Source organism: Microbacterium sp. 10L49, from assembly GCF_056395125.1.
In genome coordinates, this window is sequence record NZ_JBFTIW010000002.1 from 688,306 (window position 1) to 704,301 (window position 15,996).

Annotated in this window: 15 protein-coding genes; 6 read left to right on the forward strand and 9 right to left on the reverse strand. The window is 68.3% G+C overall.

The features are described 5' to 3' along the window. Position 1 precedes the first annotated feature (1 nt). A complete protein-coding gene (locus tag AC1DCT_RS07750) occupies positions 2-1,630 on the reverse strand; it encodes an ABC transporter permease subunit (RefSeq protein ID WP_477428380.1) in 1,629 nt (542 codons plus the stop codon). 87 nt (positions 1,631-1,717) lie between these two features. Beyond that, the gene (locus AC1DCT_RS07755) at positions 1,718-2,956 is read right to left on the reverse strand and encodes a sugar ABC transporter substrate-binding protein (protein ID WP_477428381.1); all 1,239 of its coding nucleotides are present in this window, start codon (positions 2,954-2,956) and stop codon (positions 1,718-1,720) included. A 324-nt stretch (positions 2,957-3,280) separates the two neighbouring features. Here AC1DCT_RS07755 and AC1DCT_RS07760 point away from each other — a divergent pair, with 324 nt between their 5' ends. The 6 genes from AC1DCT_RS07760 (at position 3,281) to AC1DCT_RS07785 (ending at position 7,485) form a co-directional block, all read left to right on the forward strand. Further along, positions 3,281-4,300: a LacI family DNA-binding transcriptional regulator gene (locus AC1DCT_RS07760; protein ID WP_441977568.1), complete on the forward strand. Its 1,020-nt coding sequence runs from the start codon at positions 3,281-3,283 to the stop codon at positions 4,298-4,300. Between the two features lie 25 nt (positions 4,301-4,325). Next, entirely contained in the window at positions 4,326-4,814 is a 489-nt protein-coding gene (locus AC1DCT_RS07765) for a YajQ family cyclic di-GMP-binding protein (protein ID WP_477229682.1), read from the forward strand. 220 nt (positions 4,815-5,034) lie between these two features. Then, positions 5,035-5,865 carry a hypothetical protein gene (locus AC1DCT_RS07770; protein WP_477428383.1) on the forward strand — a complete coding sequence of 277 codons (831 nt, stop codon included), beginning with the start codon at positions 5,035-5,037 and terminating at the stop codon, positions 5,863-5,865. Between the two features lie 125 nt (positions 5,866-5,990). Continuing rightward, entirely contained in the window at positions 5,991-6,380 is a 390-nt protein-coding gene (locus tag AC1DCT_RS07775; RefSeq protein WP_477428385.1) for a VOC family protein, read from the forward strand. Beyond that, positions 6,377-6,661 carry a DUF1905 domain-containing protein gene (locus AC1DCT_RS07780; protein ID WP_477428387.1) on the forward strand — a complete coding sequence of 95 codons (285 nt, stop codon included), beginning with the start codon at positions 6,377-6,379 and terminating at the stop codon, positions 6,659-6,661. The genes AC1DCT_RS07775 and AC1DCT_RS07780 overlap by 4 nt, the downstream gene beginning before the upstream one ends. Before the next feature lie 188 nt (positions 6,662-6,849). Beyond that, the gene (locus AC1DCT_RS07785; protein WP_477229685.1) at positions 6,850-7,485 is read left to right on the forward strand and encodes a GntR family transcriptional regulator; all 636 of its coding nucleotides are present in this window, start codon (positions 6,850-6,852) and stop codon (positions 7,483-7,485) included. A 3-nt stretch (positions 7,486-7,488) separates the two neighbouring features. Here AC1DCT_RS07785 and AC1DCT_RS07790 read toward each other — a convergent pair whose 3' ends face one another. Genes AC1DCT_RS07790 through AC1DCT_RS07820 form a run of 7 tightly spaced genes read right to left on the reverse strand, consistent with a single transcriptional unit; the run spans position 7,489 to position 15,961 of the window. Beyond that, positions 7,489-9,471, reverse strand: coding sequence for an outer membrane protein assembly factor BamB family protein (locus AC1DCT_RS07790; RefSeq protein WP_440734051.1), 1,983 nt, complete (start codon positions 9,469-9,471; stop codon positions 7,489-7,491). A 37-nt stretch (positions 9,472-9,508) separates the two neighbouring features. Next, positions 9,509-10,375: a Gfo/Idh/MocA family protein gene (locus tag AC1DCT_RS07795; RefSeq protein WP_440734052.1), complete on the reverse strand. Its 867-nt coding sequence runs from the start codon at positions 10,373-10,375 to the stop codon at positions 9,509-9,511. Then, a complete protein-coding gene (locus AC1DCT_RS07800; RefSeq protein WP_477428389.1) occupies positions 10,372-11,253 on the reverse strand; it encodes a carbohydrate ABC transporter permease in 882 nt (293 codons plus the stop codon). The genes AC1DCT_RS07795 and AC1DCT_RS07800 overlap by 4 nt, the downstream gene beginning before the upstream one ends. Next, the gene (locus AC1DCT_RS07805) at positions 11,250-12,164 is read right to left on the reverse strand and encodes a carbohydrate ABC transporter permease (RefSeq protein WP_440734054.1); all 915 of its coding nucleotides are present in this window, start codon (positions 12,162-12,164) and stop codon (positions 11,250-11,252) included. The genes AC1DCT_RS07800 and AC1DCT_RS07805 overlap by 4 nt, the downstream gene beginning before the upstream one ends. Before the next feature lie 52 nt (positions 12,165-12,216). Further along, positions 12,217-13,491, reverse strand: coding sequence for an extracellular solute-binding protein (locus AC1DCT_RS07810; RefSeq protein WP_477428391.1), 1,275 nt, complete (start codon positions 13,489-13,491; stop codon positions 12,217-12,219). Beyond that, a complete protein-coding gene (locus AC1DCT_RS07815) occupies positions 13,488-14,927 on the reverse strand; it encodes a sulfatase family protein (protein WP_477428393.1) in 1,440 nt (479 codons plus the stop codon). Before AC1DCT_RS07815 ends, AC1DCT_RS07810 begins: the two co-directional genes overlap by 4 nt. Then, positions 14,927-15,961, reverse strand: a complete 1,035-nt coding sequence (locus AC1DCT_RS07820; RefSeq protein WP_440734057.1) for a hydroxyacid dehydrogenase — start codon at positions 15,959-15,961, stop codon at positions 14,927-14,929. Before AC1DCT_RS07820 ends, AC1DCT_RS07815 begins: the two co-directional genes overlap by 1 nt. Positions 15,962-15,996: the final 35 nt, after the last annotated feature.

Genomic DNA, 15,996 nt, shown 5'->3' on the forward strand with positions numbered 1-15,996 from the left:
GTCAGTTCAGATCCTCCAGCACCTTGGTCTGCCGGAATCCGATCAGGGAGATGGCGGCGACCAGCACGAAGATGATGATCGAGAAGGCGCTGGCGAGGCCGTAGTCCCGCTCGGAGCCGACGAAGGCGACCTTGTAGACCATCGAGATGAGCAGATCCGTGGATCCGACGTTGATGCTCGCATCGGTGAACTGCGGACCGCCGTTGGTGAGCAGGAAGATGAGCCCGAAGTTGTTGAAGTTGAACGCGAACGACGCGATCAGCAGCGGCGCGACGGCCACGAGCAGCAGCGGGAACTTGATCAGCCGGAACGTCTGCCACACGCTCGCGCCGTCCACGCGCGCCGCCTCGACGACGTCGTCGGGCAGCGATTGCAGGGCGCCGGTCGTGACGAGGAACATATAGGGGAAGCCGAGCCACAGATTCGCGATGAGGATCGCCGCCTTGGCGAGCCACGGATCCGTCAGCCACGGGATCGACGCCCCGCCGAGGACGACCTGGTTGATGAAGCCGAAGTCCTTGTTGAAGAGCCCTGCCCACACCAGCGCCGACAGGAACGCGGGGAACGCGTACGGCAGGATCATGATCAGCCGGTAGTACTTGCGGCTGCGCATCTTCGGATCGTTGAACACGATCGCGAGGAACAGGCCGAGGATGAACGTCGTCGCGACCGAGAGGATCGCGAACGCGAAGGTCCACAGCAGCACCGCGAGGAACGGGCTCCGGATGGACTGGTCCGAGAACGCGCGGACGAAGTTGTCGCCGCCGACCCACACCTGCCAGCCGGGCAGCAGTGCCTTGCCGTCCTTCGCGGTGAACGCGCCGCGGCCGGTGTCGTTGTAGACGACGCCGGTCTTGGTGTCGGTCATCGTGTCGGCCGTCGGATCCCAGGTGAGCGTCGAAGTGAACAGGTACGCCTTGGAACCGTCGGTGGTCTTGAGATAGCCCTTGTTCAGGTCGTGCGAGAGCGGCACGGCCAGGGCGGCGATGTCGTCCTGGTGGGCGATGACGCTCGGGAAGTCGAGGGTGGTGAAGCCGGGGGCGCCGTCGGCGCTGATACCGGGTTCGGTGGAGAGCGGGTGGTCGGTGCCGCCGATCAGCGGCTCGTCGCTGCCGGGCTCTGCGGTGAGGAAGAAGAACTTCCCGTCCTTCTCGAGGATCTTGACGGAGAACGTCGGGGAGTCCGCCACGCGGGTCTGCGACTGCAGTAGCAGTGCCTGCACCGCGTCGTCCTTAGTGGAGTTGTGCCCGGATCCGTAGTTCGTGAAGGCGACGTATCCGGAATAGAGCACCACGAAGATCTGGAAGATCAGCAGGAACACGAGGCCCGGCGTCAGATACTTCGCGGGCAGCAGGCCGGGAATGAGGTAGACGGCGTTGATCGCCAGCACGCCCACGGCGACCAGCACGGCCGGCGTCCACTGCGCACTCGCGGCGAGCGCGAACACGGCGTAGAGCGCGAGGGCGTCGATCACTGCGAGCGCGACGATCTTGACCAGCCACACCTTCCAGCCGGCCGATGCGGCCTCGGCGTAGGCGGCGGCCCGCCGCTGGCGGCGACTGCGAGCCCTGTCCTCGGCGGACATGGCCGAGGACTCCTGCGTCTTCTCCTGCACGGCAGGACCCGTCATCTCGACCCCTTCACAACGTCGTCAGCGGGCGGGGGTACGGGGAGGCGGCGTGATCGCGCGCCTCCCCGCACCGGATTCATGAGCGGATCAGCCGATCTTGGTCTGGATCGCCTGGGTCATGCCCGTCCAGGTGCTGGCCGGGTCGCCGCCCTTGATGATCGCGACCTCGGACTTGCCCCAGTCGTCCCACACGGAGCCCATCTCGGGCACCGACGGCATCGGCACGGCGTTGGCGCCGACCTTGGCGAAGCCCGCCACCGCGGGGTCGGACTGCGCGGCCTGGAACGACTCCGTCAGTGCCGGCGGGCGGCCGCCCGCCTTGTAGAGCGCGGTCTGCACGGCGGGGGTGGCGAGGTAGTTCACCAGGAACTCGTTCGCGGCGAGGGTGTTCTTCGACTTCGCGTTCACGAAGAACGCCTGCACGCCTGCGAACGGACGGGCCTCCTGGCCGCCGGCGCTCGGGATGGGGTCGACGGAGACCTTGATGCCGGCCTTCTCCGCGTCGGGCAGGTTCCAGGGGCCGCTGATGAAGTATGGAGCCTCGCCCGCGTTGAAGGCGGCCTTGGCGAGATCGCCGGTCAGGCCGGGGTTGAAGATGCCGGCCGCGCCCTGCGCGCCCAGCCAGGTGGCGAACTTCTGCCCGGCCTCGTCGCCGATCGTGAGCTTCTTGGCGTCGTAGCTGCCGTCCGTGTTCTGCGCGAAGACCTGGCTGCCGAACGAGGTCTGGAACGGGTACGTGTGGTACGCGTCACCGGTGGCCGCGTCGAGTCCGATCAGGAACGGGTACTTGGTGCCCGCGGCCTTGCCCTTGGCGATCATCTCGTCGTAACTGGCCGGAGTGGAGTCGGCGAGCGCGGTGTTGCGCAGGATCGCGATGTTCTCGATCGCGTAGGGCAGGCCGTAGACCTTGCCGTCGTAGGTGACCGCGGAGACGGCGACCTTCTCGAACTTGGAGGCGGAGTCGCCCAGCTCGATCGGAGCGACGAGGCCGTCCTTCACGAAGGATCCGATCCAGTCGTGCGCGCCGATCGTGATGTCGGGCCCCTTGCCGGTGGGGACCTGGGCGGTGAAGTCGTCGCGGATCTTGCCGAAGTCCTTGACCACCAGGTTGATGGTGATGCCCTTGTCCTTCTTGAAGTCGGCGGCGACCTGCTTCATCGCAGCCGCGCGGTTGGAGTCAACCCAGACTGTGAGCGAGCCCGTGGTCTTGTCGCTTCCGGCGGACGAGCCACCGCCGTTGCTGCTGCCGCCGCAGCCGGTCAGCGCCAGTGCGCCGGCCACGAGGAGTGCGCCGAATGCGACGACGCTCTTCCTGTTCACCTTCATCGGTGTACCTCTCTCGGTCTTCAGGGAGCGCGATCGGCTCCGATCTCGCGCCAGAGGGCGCTCGCTCCGCCTGCGAGGATTGCAAGCGTTTACAGTATGCGGATCCGCGACGCTTCGCGCAACCCCTCGCTAGGAGGGCCTGACTGGGACGCGAGCTGGCTGCATCCGCACTGCTATTGATAAGCGAGCCTGCCGCATTGAGGGTTGCGTTGTTCGGAAACGTTTACAACAATGAGCCGAACAAACATCGGGGAACGTCACGCATCCGTCGTCCGCCGGTCCGGACCGATACCCTTCCTTGACCCGACTTCCTAGGAGGCCCGTGTGGCTGACATCGCCGATGTGGCGCGTCTCGCCGGCGTGTCCACCGCCACGGTCTCGCGCGCCCTGAACGGGAAGACGGCGTCGCCGGCCACCAGGGAGAAGGTCCTGGCGGCAGCTGCGGAGCTCGGCTACGTGATCTCCTCGAACGCCTCGGGGCTGGCGTCGGGGCGCACCCGGCACATCGGGTTCATGGTGCCGTTCATCGACCGCTGGTTCTTCACGGATCTGCTCACCGGCATCGAGTCCGTGCTGCTCAGTCAGGGCTATGACGTGACCCTGTACGACCTGCAGGGCAACGAGTCCCAGCGCGACCAGGTGTTCGGCAGCTCGCTGCGTCGGGCCAGCATCGACGGCCTGATCGCGGCCAGCATCGAGCTGACACCCGACGAGATTCGCGCGCTGCGCGCGCTCGGCAAGCCCGTGGTCAGCATCGGCGGCTACATCGAGGGCGCCACGGCGGTCGACGTCGACAACGCGCGGATGGCGACTCTCGCCACCGAGCACCTCCTCTCGCTCGGCCACACCCGCATCGCCTACGTCGGCGCGGGCAGGACGATCGCGAGCGCCTTCCAGCTCGGCGATGCCCGCTACGACGGCTGGCTGTCCGCCATGCGCGCCGCGGGGCTCGAGGTCGAGGAGACGGGGTTCTGGGAGGCGGACTTCGACATCCCCTCGGGATACGCGGCCGCGAAGGCGCTGCTCGCGCACGATCGGCCCACCGCGATCTTCGCGGCGAGCGACGAGATCGGGATCGGCTGCATGCTCGCCGCGCGCGATCTGGGCCTGCGCGTCCCCGACGATCTCTCGATCGTCGGCATCGACGACCACAAGCTGTCCGCGTTCTTCGGTCTGACAACGCTGGCGCAGGATCCGGCCGGGCAGGGCCGCCTCGCCGCGCACCTGCTCCTCGCGCAGCTGGACAACCCGGGAGCAGCACCCGAGCACCGCACGCTCACCCCCCGGTTCGTGGTGCGCTCGTCGACGGCCCGTCCGGGCGGCGCCGTGCACGAGACCGCGTGAGCTCGCTGCTCGTTACACTGCCTGTATGGCTGACAGCTCATTCGACATCGTGTCCAAGGTCGATCGCCAGGAGGCGGACAACGCCCTCAACCAGGCCCGAAAGGAGATCGAGCAGCGCTACGACTTCAAGGGGGTCGGCGCCTCGATCGCCTGGAGCGGCGACAAGATCGTGATCCTGGCGAACTCGGACGAGCGCGCCCGTGCGGTGCTGGACGTGTTCCAGACCAAGCTCATCAAGCGCGGCATCTCCCTGAAGAGCCTGGAGTCCGGCGACCCCACGGCCAGCGGCAAGGAGTTCCGTCTCGAGTCGACCCTCAAGGAGGGCATCAGCTCGGAGAACGCGAAGAAGATCGGCAAGATCATCCGCGACGAGGGCCCCAAGTCCGTCAAGTCGCAGATCCAGGGCGATGAACTGCGCGTGCAGTCCAAGAGCCGCGACGACCTGCAGACCGTGATCGCGCTGCTCAAGGGATCCGATCTGGACCTGGATCTCCAGTTCATCAACTTCCGGTAAGCGTCTCGGCGCCCCCGTCGTCTCCGCGCTTGCTCGAGGAGGAAGCCGGCTCGGGGGCGATACTTGGTAGTTTCGGTTTGTGAAGCTTATGCCGACAGCGCGTGTCGAGCTCGGGCCAGGAGCTATCGCTTTTCCGAAGCCGCCGACGGTGTGTCTCCGCGAGGACGGGTCGGCGCTGTGCGTCGCCACTCTGCAAACGGATGCCGACGGGGAGACATCCTTGCTCCACGTGCAGGAGTCCGGTGAACAGGTACGACTGCCCTTGCCTGAGGGATCGTTCGGTGCGCAACCCGTGATCATCGACCGCGGCGGCGCCGGAGTCGCAGTGCTTGTCGACGACCGAACCCTCGTGACCACCGACGAGGCGTTCTCGTCATCACAGGTCGTGGCCATTCCGGACCTGTTCGATGCGGCAGATCACGAACGCCGGCTGACCGCAGGTGGCATCGCTCGTCAGACGTCGCAGGGCGCATGGGCGGTCGTCCTCACCGACCCTGTGACGTTTCAGAATGCCCGCACAATCGCCGAACTCCGTTTCGACGATGCAGCCCCCGTGTGGGAAAGGTCAGCGTTGCTCGATGGCAACGAGTATCCGATGGCGGGTGGGCGCACATCGACCGCCCCGGGTGGTGCCAGAGCACCGACCGTCGCTGACGTGATCGACGTCGCCGGAACCCGCTTCGTGGCAGCGCAAGGCAGCGACACAGCGAGCATGCTCAAGTACGGAGCAGACTTCTTCACGCTGGCGGAGCTCGACTCTGCGGGGCATGTGGCCCGTCGTGTGTACGAAGCGAGCGGGTGGAAGAAACAACCCGGCAAGCACGGTATCCGCGCACGGTTCACCTCGGACGGAGTCTCCGCGATTCTGACGCCCGTGTTCCGCACCGGTGAATGGGCCGGTCGCCAGCGCGTTGTCCGGCTCGTGGATGGGCAGGCGGAAGAGCTCTCCCCGATCCGGGGCGCCGCCGGTTTCGTGGTCGCTGACATGCGCGGCACCCGGGCCGTTCTGGCATCGGACGACGCATTGCTGTTCGCGGAAACGCCCGATTGAGAATGCCCGATCCTGACCCATCGGGACGTCGTGACAGATCCTGATCCGCCGAGAGCTTGTCGATCGCGCACGACGTCGATCGTCATCTTCCTGGACGGAACCTCCGCTCAGGAAAGGGACACATCATGGACAGCACCCCCATCATCGGCATCCGCGCGGTGAGCATCCCGGTGAACGATCAGGACGAGGCCCTGCGCTTCTACCGGAGCCTCGGGTTCACGGTCCTGCGCGATGCCCCCACGCCGAACGGCCGCTGGATCGAACTGACGCCCGGCGGTGACGTGGTCGTCACCCTCGAGCCCGCGGATCCCGCCGTCCACCGCGGATCGATCGGGATCCGGTTCACTTCGGATGACGTCGACGCCGCCCACGCCGCCATGGTGGCCGAGGGCATCGACGTCGACGAGATCCTGCGCTGGCCCGGGACTCCGGCGATGTTCGCGTGGCGGGACCCCGACGGCAACGCCTTCTCCCTCACCGGGACAGTGCCCGAGACGGACGGCGCGGGGTCATGAGCACGGTCGGGCCTCTGGACATCACCTTCACCGCCACGCTCGGCCGCGTGCGCGCGGGTGACACGTGGATCTGCGTGCAGCTGCCGGACTCGGCGACGGTGTTCGGCACGCGCGGGTTGGTCAAGGTGTCCGGAACCGTCGACGGGCATCCTTTCGACGGCGCGTTCATGGCACTGGGCGACGGCACCCACAAGCTGCCGATCGCGAGCACGATCCGCCGGGCGATCGGCAAGAACGAGGGCGAAGACGTCACCGTCCACCTCACCCGCCGGCGCAACTGACGCCTCATCCGGTCCGGGACTCCCCGACCCCCGAAATCACCCCTGACGTCGCAAAAACGCCTCTGAATGTCGCGGGATGCGCGACGCGCGCATCACTTCGATACCGGTATTTGGGTTTGCCCCCGAGCGGTGAGATAGTGCTGTTCTGGGGAAACTACTTGGGGGTAGTGATGGGCGAACGCGGTCCGATGACTGGCGTGGTTCGGTCGCCGCTGGGGGCGACGAAACAACTCCTCGCAGAAGAGGTGTATCAGCAGGTCGGTGCGTCGATCATCGACGGCACATTGCCGCCGGGATCACGGATCCGGGATGCGGATCTTGCAGAGAAGTTCGGCGTGTCACGGATGCCGATCCGTGAGGCGCTGCAGCGGCTCGAGCGGGTCGGCCTGGTCGAGATGTATCCGAGCCGGTACACGCAGGTCACCGAGGTGCCTCCGCAGCTCACGGCGAAGACCCTCGAGTACGCGGGCTATCTCGGCGGCGCGGTCGCCGCGATCGCGGTGCCGCGGCTGAGTGATACGGAGCGCGAGGAGGCCGCTGCTCTCGCTCGCAGCCTGGACGACGGCCTCGACGATCCGGCGGCGCTCTCGGCCGAGCGCTGGGCGCTGCTGCACTACCTCGCCGAGCGCTGCGAGAACGACATCCTCAGCTCGGTGCTCGACGAGACGAGCATGCCGCTGACCCGCAACCTGCGGCCATGGTCCGTCGACGCCTCTCAGCGAGACGCCATGCGCGCGCTGCACGCCGAGCTCGCCGAGGCGATCCTCGCCGGCGACGGGCACTCCGCGGAGCATCTCGTGCGCGCCATGCACCTCGTCGACTGAGCGTCACACCACGTCATCGATCCGCACCAGGTCTGTCCCTTTCAGGGTGTACAGGTAACCGGATTCGTCGGCGGCGATGTGGGGGCCCGAGTACCAGCCTCCGTCGATGCCCGCGACGACCGTGGACAGGGTGAGGGTCTGCGGGTCGATCCGGAACACCGTCGAATCGGACACGCCGTAGACGTACCCGCGCGCCGACACCAGCGCTCCGAAGTCGGTCAGCACCGCGGATCCGTCGATCACGGTGACCACCTGCCGGGTCGCGATGTCGATCACGACGATCCCCCCGGCCTGCCGGTTCATCGCGAACAGGCGTCCGTTCGCGACGGCCAGAGCGGCGATGCCCGCCGGCTGCTGCGGATCCAGCCGCCACAGCTCGGATCCGGTGCGCGGGTCGACGGCGACGATCGTGCTGCGCGGCCCTGTCGGGTAAATGTTGTCCCCGCCCAGGTACGCGACCCCGTCGGCCACGGCGACCGCGCGGACCATCTGCTGAGCGTCGATCGGATTGACCCGACTGGCCGAGCGCCCCGTGGCCGGCTCGTAGGTGGCGAAGCACCCGCCGCCCTTCGTGTCACTCTGCGCGCCCATGATCACGATGCCGCTCGCATCGTCCCAGGCGATGTCGAGCGGGCGGTTCTGACCGGCCGGAAGCGCGACGACCTGCCGCGGTGCCTGACCAGACGAGGGGTCGTACGCCCACATCCCGAGGTTGTTGTACTGCGCGGTGTAGACGACGCCGTTCGCGACGACCGCGTCCTTCGCTTCACCGTCGAGCGTGATGTTGGTCACCGCGCCGGTCGCGAGCGCGTGCGCAGCGAGCGTCGCGGTGCCCCCGGTGTACACGACGCCACCCCCGGCCGCGATGCCCATGCCGAGCTGGGGGCCGGCCGGGGCCCCCGCGGCGACGAGGTCGAAGGCCTGGGCCGTGCGGGTGGCGATGCCGATCTGAGCGACGAAGCCGTTCGCGGACGGGCCGACGAGCGTGTCGCCGTAGACGTCGAGCGCCCACAGAGTGCCCAGGTTGTCGGTCTCCATCTGAATGAGCTTCTTGGTCGTCAGGTTCCACGCCCAGACGTTGGGCACCTTGACGAAGTAGATGGTGTCGTCCTTGCGCGTGTACTGCGCCCCGGTCTTCGGGATCGCGGTGTACGCGGTGGGATCGTCGAGCTGGAGGAGCACGGTCTTGCCGAGACCGTGCGGGGCGACAGCGAGGAGGTCACCGACGAGCTCGACCGCGCTGACCGAGTCGGATCCGGCGAACTCGGCGGGCAGGATGTCGACGGGAGTCCGCGTGCTCCGGTCGTAGGCCCAGAGGCGACCACGGCTCGCGGTCCCCCCGCCCGCCAGCACGCTGCCGGTACCGAAGTACACATGAGTGTCCGTCGCGGCGACGGCCTGCGCGATCGTGGCGCCGGGATCGGGAACGCCCCAGCTCGTCGTCTGCTCGGTCGCCGGGTCGTACGCCCACAGCGACGGCGGGTTCTGGGTCTGCCCGCCACCGGCCACGAACACGATCCCGTCGGGTGAGAGGGTCAGCGCGCGTACGTCCCGGTCGCCCGTGGCGGGCAGCGCCTGCACTGCCTGCTTCGGGTTCCGCAGGTGCCAGCGGTACAGATTCGTGCCGGTCTCGTCGTCCCGGCGCAGCATGCCGATATAGAGCCAGTTGCCATCGGGATCGGCGTCGAGCGCCTGGATCGAGTAGCCCGACGGCAGGTCGACCCGCGAAACCACGGCGCGCGTCGGGATGTCGAAGCCGATCACTCGCGCGGGGCTCAGGTTGCGCGATCCGATGTAGAGCACGTCGCCGACGCGCACGCCGCTCATGAGCGAGAACTGCACGACGGCAGGCCCGAGGTCGAGTATGTCCGTGTGCCCTGTCCCGGTGTCGGCGGCGAAGGCCGAGGACGCGGCGAACGGCCCTGCGGCGAGCGCGAGGCCGCCGATGCCTCCGAGGGTGAGCAGTTCTCGTCTGGTGATCTTCATTGATCCTTCTCGTCTCTGTTGAGTGGTACTGCGGTGGTCAGCCCCGGTGGCTGCCGCGTTGGGTTGCGGTCACGATGTCGAGGATCTCCTCGACCGGAACGGTGGGCACACCGGTACGCACTGCGGCCACGAGGGCCCGCAGCAGGCCGGTGAGCATGGGCTCTTCGGAGACGATGCGGAAAGCCGCCTCCGCATCGTTCTCGTCGCGCAGGTCGCCGAGGGTCTCCGGACCCCACTCGACGGGGCCTCCGATATCGGCGACGCGACCGTCCGCCCATCGGAGCCGGAATCGGTCGTCGTGCGCACTGATCTCATCGAACCCGCTCCCCAGCGCGGCGACGGCCAGGTCGATGAGGTGCACGCCGTACCAGTGCAGCCCGGGCAACCCAGGCTGGACGGGCAAGGGACCGGTGATCCGGACACGCTCGACGCGGTCGAGGAGGCCGCGCGCGCGGCGGAACTCCGGGGTGAAGCGCTTGGGCGACCCGGCCAGCACGAGGGCTCCCGTGCGCTCGGCCCGCCTCAGCATCCGCTCCGCATCGACGCGCGTCGTCGCGAACCGCGTGTCGACGTAGACGGGTTTGCCCGCCGTCACGACGCGGTCGAACAGCGACGGATGCCGCCGTGCGTCGGCCGCGACGATCAGGACCGCGTCCACCGCATCCACGACCTCCTCCGGCGAGCCGAGGAGCTCGACACCGGTGCCGGCCAGCTCCATCGCGTGACGCGGCCCGCGCAGGCTGGGCGGAAACGCGCGATCCGTCTGGTCCTGCCAGGCCGCGGTGATAGTACCGCCCTCGACGATTCCTGTGCGCCCGTCCCCGAACAGCCGCGTGAACGACGGCGCATGCGGCGAGTCCACGCCGATGAGACCGAACCGGATCGGGTCCGGCTGCCGGGTCATCCTTTGATCCCCGTCGCAGCAATGCTCGAGACGATGTGACGCTGCAGGAAGATGAAGATGAGCAGGCACGGGGCGAAGCTGATCAGCGCCGCCGCCATCAGATTCGGGGTCGAGATCGTCTCGGTGTTGAGGCTCGCGAGCCCCACCGTGAGCGTGCGTGCGGCATCGGACTGACCGATCACCAGAGGCCAGAGCAGGTCGTTCCAGTGCCACAGGAAGACGAAGATCGCGAGCGTCGCGAGCACCGGCCGGATCAGCGGAAGCACCACCGAGACGAAGGTGCGCCACTCCCCCGCACCGTCGATGCGCGCGGCGTCGAACAGTTCGTCCGGCAGGTCGCGCACGAACTGCCGGATCAGGAACACGGCCTGAGCGTTCGCGAGCGTCGGCAGGATGAGACCCCACAACGTGTTCACTCCACCGAGTCCCGCCACGATGACGAAGGTCGGGATGAGCGTGGCCTGCACCGGGACCATGAGCGTCGCCACGATCGACCACAGCACCGCGTCGCGTCCGGGGAACCGTTTGCGCGCCAGTGCATAGGCGGCCATCGACGAGGTCAGCAGCACCACGACGACCGAGATCACGGAGTACGCGACCGAGTTCAGGAGCCAAGTGGGGAAGGATCCCAGCCCGAGGATCCGGACGATGTTGTCGAACGTGAGTCGGGACGGCCACGCCAGCGGAATCGTCGGAGAGTTCTCGGGCGACAGCGCGAGGATGACGACCGCGAACAGGGGCGCCACCGTGAACAGCACGGCGACCGAGAGGAAGACGATGAGGCCCGTCTGGCGCCGACGCGGCGCGCGGCGCACCGCGCGGGCCGCCGGAGTGGAGGGACCGGCGCCGGTCGCGGAAACGGCTTCGATGACGGTCATGCGACGTCCTTTTCTTCGAAGAAGCGGCGTTGCACGATCGACAGCACCAGCACGATCAGGAAGATCACGATTCCGACCGCCGACGCGTACCCGAAGTCGAGGAACTTGAAGCCCGCGTCGTAGAGGAAGTAGATGAGGCTGTGGCTGGCCCTGGCCGGGCCCCCGCCCGTCATCACGTAGATCGTGTCGAACACCTGGAATCCGATGATGGTCTCCATCACGAGCACGAAGAACAGCACGGGCTTCAGCAGAGGGAGCGTGATACGCAGGAAGATCTGGGGGCGGGCGGCGCCGTCGAGCATGGCCGCCTCGTGGATCTCGGCCGGCTGCGCCTTCAGGCCCGACAGGAAGACCAGCATCGAGTATCCGAAGCCCTTCCAGACCGAGACCACGGCGAGGCTGCCCAGCACGAGGAGCTGATCCCCGGTGAGGAACGGGATGGGTCCGGCGCCGAGCTGATGCAGCGCGCTGTTGACCGGCCCGTCGCTGCGGAACACCCAGGTCCAGACGATGCCCGCCATCACGAACGAACAGAGGTACGGCACGAACATCAGGGCGCGGAACACGCCGCTGGCCCGATCGGCGAGCGCGTGCAGCAGCACCGCGCCGGCGAGGGAGACGGCGATCGTGAGCGGTACGAAGATGACCACGTACACAAGCGTCACCTGCAGCGAGTGCCAGAATCCGGCATCCGAGAACAGCCGCAGATAATTGTCCGCGCCGATGAACTCGATGTCGCCGTTGAGGCGGTACTTCGTCGTGCTCATCCCCGCGGCACCGAAGATCGGCAGGAACTTGAAGGCGACGAAGATCACCAGCACCGGAAGCAGGAAGAGGATTCCGGCGAGCGACTCGCGGCGCCGGGCGACGGCACCGGGGCGACGCCGCCGCGTCGAGGTGTGAGAGGTCACGGACCTGCCCTTTCTTCGAGGCGGGAGGGACCGGAGCCCCTCCCGCCGATGATCACGAGCGATCGAGCGCGGACTGGGCCTCGGCGGCCGCCTTGGCAAGCGCGTCCTTCGGGCTCAGGTCGCCGCGCAGGGCGGACTGGATGTACGGTGCGAGGATCGTCATCACCTGCCGGGACGCGGGAGACGCCTCGCCCGCGTAGGCCGACTTCAGCGCGTTCTGCAGCGCAGTGAGGTCCGGCCCGGTCTCTTTGAGGGTGACGTCGGTGCGGGTGGGCATGTTGCCGGCCGCCGTGACCAGGGAGGTCTGGAAGTCGGCGGAGCTGAGGTAGCGCAGCACCTCGTACGCCGCTTCGCGGTTCGCGCTCTTGTTGATCGAGGTGAGAGCGAGCAGGCCCGGGCTGCTGTACGTGACGGACTTCTTGCCCGTGATCGGCGCTCCGAACGTCACCGCACTGTCGCCGAGGGCTCCGCGCAGCTGTTTCAGCTCCGCGAGCGAGGTCATCTGGCGCAGCCCGACCTTGCCCGCCGCCATCGGCGAGCCGTCGATCGCGACGCCCTCCGTGGCGGCATCGGCCGGAAGGCCACCGGACTTGGCGAGGTCGACGAGGAAGCTGAGCGCGGCCACGCCCTCCTTCGAGTCGAACGCGATCTTCTTGCCGTCGTTGCTGAAGACCTTGCCCCCGGCCTGCCAGAGGAGCGGGTAGAACGACATGTTCAGCGTCTGCTCCGGGTTGCCGACGTAATCCATCACCGAGACGCCGTGCCCCGCGAGCACCGGTGCCGCGGCGCGGATGTCGTCCCAGGTCTGCGGCGGCTTCAGCCCGGCGTCCGCGAACACCTTCGTGTTGTACGCGGTGGTGAACACGTTCTGGAAGATCGGGACGCCGTAGGTCTTCCCCTGGAGCTGGGCGGCCTTGAGCGCCCCCGGGAAGAAGTCGGACGTGCGACCTTTCAGCGCGTCGTCCACCGGAAGGAGCCCGCCGATGTTCAAGTAGGTCGCCGCCTGGTCCGGGGTGATCAGCACGATGTCCGGACCGGAGTTGGCCGCGAGCGCACTGGAGATCTGCGCGTCCCGCTTGTCGAACGTCTGCAGCTGGATGTCGAGAGTGATCCCGGGGTGCGCCTTCTCGAACGACGCCGCGGCGTCGTCCCAGAACTTCTTGCTGGCGCTCGGGTCCTTGATCACCGGATACATCCACAGCACGACCGAGCCGGATGCGACGGTCTTGCTCGGAGTCGGCGAGCCGGCCGCGGAGCAGCCGCTGAGTGCCACGGCGAGTGCGGCGGCGCTCGCCGTCGTGATCGTCACGAGTCGACGTCGATTCATGAGTTGTCCTGTTCTCTGCTCGTCCCCGCGGGGACGGTTCGGGTTGTTGCGGGGTGGTCGTACGGAGGAGCCCCGGTGCGTCCGCTGCCGTATTGCGCAGCGGCCGCCTGCCGGAGGAGTGCCAGGGACAGGTCGTGACGCGGATCCACAGCGGAGGGCACGAGGAGCGGGTCCTGTTGCTGCTCCATCCAGCCGAGCAGCGCGGCCGCGAGGACCCTGAGCTCGGATGCGGCCCCCGGGTCCCGGCTGAGATCGTGCCGCTCGAGCGGATCCGCGACCAGATCGTAGAGTTCGAGCGGCTGACTGGCACCGGTCGAGCGCCCCTGCAGCACCGCCGGTGTGCTGCGATGGTTCCAGGACTGGGTCGGATCCATCGCGCGCGGGGAGGCGGAGAAGTTCGCGATCAGCTTGTGACCGTCGGTGCGGATCGAGCGCTTCGGATCGTAATAGGTGTGGAAGCTCAGTTGTCCGAAGATCTGCGTCTCGGTCGGGGCCGAGGATTCGACGGCGGCCACCAGGCTCGTGCCGGAGAACTCCTCACCGGGGATCCCGATCAGCTCGAACAGCGTCGGGAGGATGTCGATGTGGCTCGCCAGCCCGCTGACGCGTGTTCCGCCCCATCCCGGTCGACCAGGCACACGGATCATCAGCGCGACCTCGAGTCCGGCGTCGTACAGCGTGCACTTGGCACCGGGGAGCGCGAGTCCGTGATCGGTCGTGAACACCACGATCGTGCTGTCGGCGAGGCCGGACGCGTCGAGCTCCGTGAGGATGCGGGCGACGCCGTCGTCCAGAGCGCCGACGGCGCCCTGGAGTTCGGCGATCTCGATCCGCGCGCCCTCGTCGTCGCGCAGATAGGGGGGCACGGTGGTCCCGGCTCTGTCGTCGGGAACCACGCCCGGCGCGAGGAACCCCATCACGCCGACGGGGTCGCTCTCGGACGCGGTGCGATGCGGCTCGTGGAAGCCCACCTGCAGATAGAAAGGCCGGTCGTCGTCGCGGCTGCGCGCGATCGCGCCCACGGCGTTCGCGACGACCGTGTCCCGATCCGTGTCGGTGCAGACTCGGTCGAATCCGAGCCGCGCCGCGACCACTTCGTCCGCGAGCACCCGGGATTCGTGGTGCACGCCGATGAGCTCCGTGCGATAGCCGGCGCCGCGCAGGCGGTTCCCGACATGCGTCGCCGGATCGGCCAGATCCCAGTCGAACGGACTGTGCGTGAGACCGAGGACGCCGTTGCGCTGCGGGTAGGTGCCGGTGAACAGCGCCGAGCGGGCGGGGCTGCAGTGAGGGGCGACCGCGAACGCCCGCTCGAAGAGCGCGGCGTCGGCGGCGAAGGTATCCAGCGCCGGCGTGCGCACCGTCGTCACCCCGTAGCAGCCCAGGAAACGGCCGAGGTCGTGGCAGTGCAGCAGCAGGATGTTGCGCGGTGCCATCACGCCATCCTCAGGAATGCGTCGTGCTCGACCCGGTGCTGGAGCCGCTCTCCGCGGAGGTGCCGTTCGATCTCGGCGATGACGATCTCGCCCCCGCGCCGGCGGGACTGCACCGTCGCGCCCGCGACGTGCGGGGTGAGGAGCACGTTCGGCAGGGCGCGCCACGGGCTGGAGAGCGGCAGCGGCTCGTCGTCGAACACGTCCAGGCCCACGTCGATGCGCCCGGCGGCCGCCGCCGCGAACAGCGCAGCGTCGTCGACGATGCTCTGGCGCGCGGTGTTGACCACGACGGCCCCGTCAGGGAGCGCGGCGAGCTCCCCGGCTCCGACCAGCCCCTCCGTCTCCGCGAGGGCCGGGGCGTGCACGGCGAGGACGTCGCTGCCCCGGCAGAGGTCGGCCACGGAGCCAGCCGAGGGACCGAGCGGGTCGCTCTCTGCGAGGTACGGATCGAAGACGCGGACCTGGGCCCCGAGCGCCTGCGCAGCGGCGGCATAGGCACGTCCGACGCGAGACGCGCCGACCACCCCGATCCTGGCCCCGGAGATCTCCCGAGGACGCCGGGACACAGCGCCTCTCGCCGACTCCCACTGCGCCCCGGTCCGCAGCGCGTGGTCGTAGCGCGGCACGCCGCGCAGCAGCGAGAGCGTCATCGTGAGCGCGAGCTCGGCCACCGCGGGCGCCATGGCCGCGCCGGACTGCGTGATCGGGATGCCAGCCTGCCAGAACTCCGGCGTGGTCACCGCGCGCAACGATGAGGCCGCGTGGGCGACCAGCGCGAGCTGCGGCGCCGCGGCGAGGCGGCCCCCGGTCAGAGCCGGGAAGCCCCACGCTGTCACGAAGATCTGTGCGCCTCGCGCGGCCTCGGCGAACGCGGCGTCGTCCAGCAGCCGAGCCGGCGTCTCGAAGGAGACCTCTCCGAGCGCCGTGAGGCGATCGAGCGCGGATCCGGGGAAGAACGCGGCGAGGTTGTCCTCCGCGATGCCGACGAGGAGGTGCACCGGGGCTGGTTCTGTCACGCCGACGACGTTGTCCATGCGAGTAGCTAACCCTCGATAGTTTCTTTTGTCAA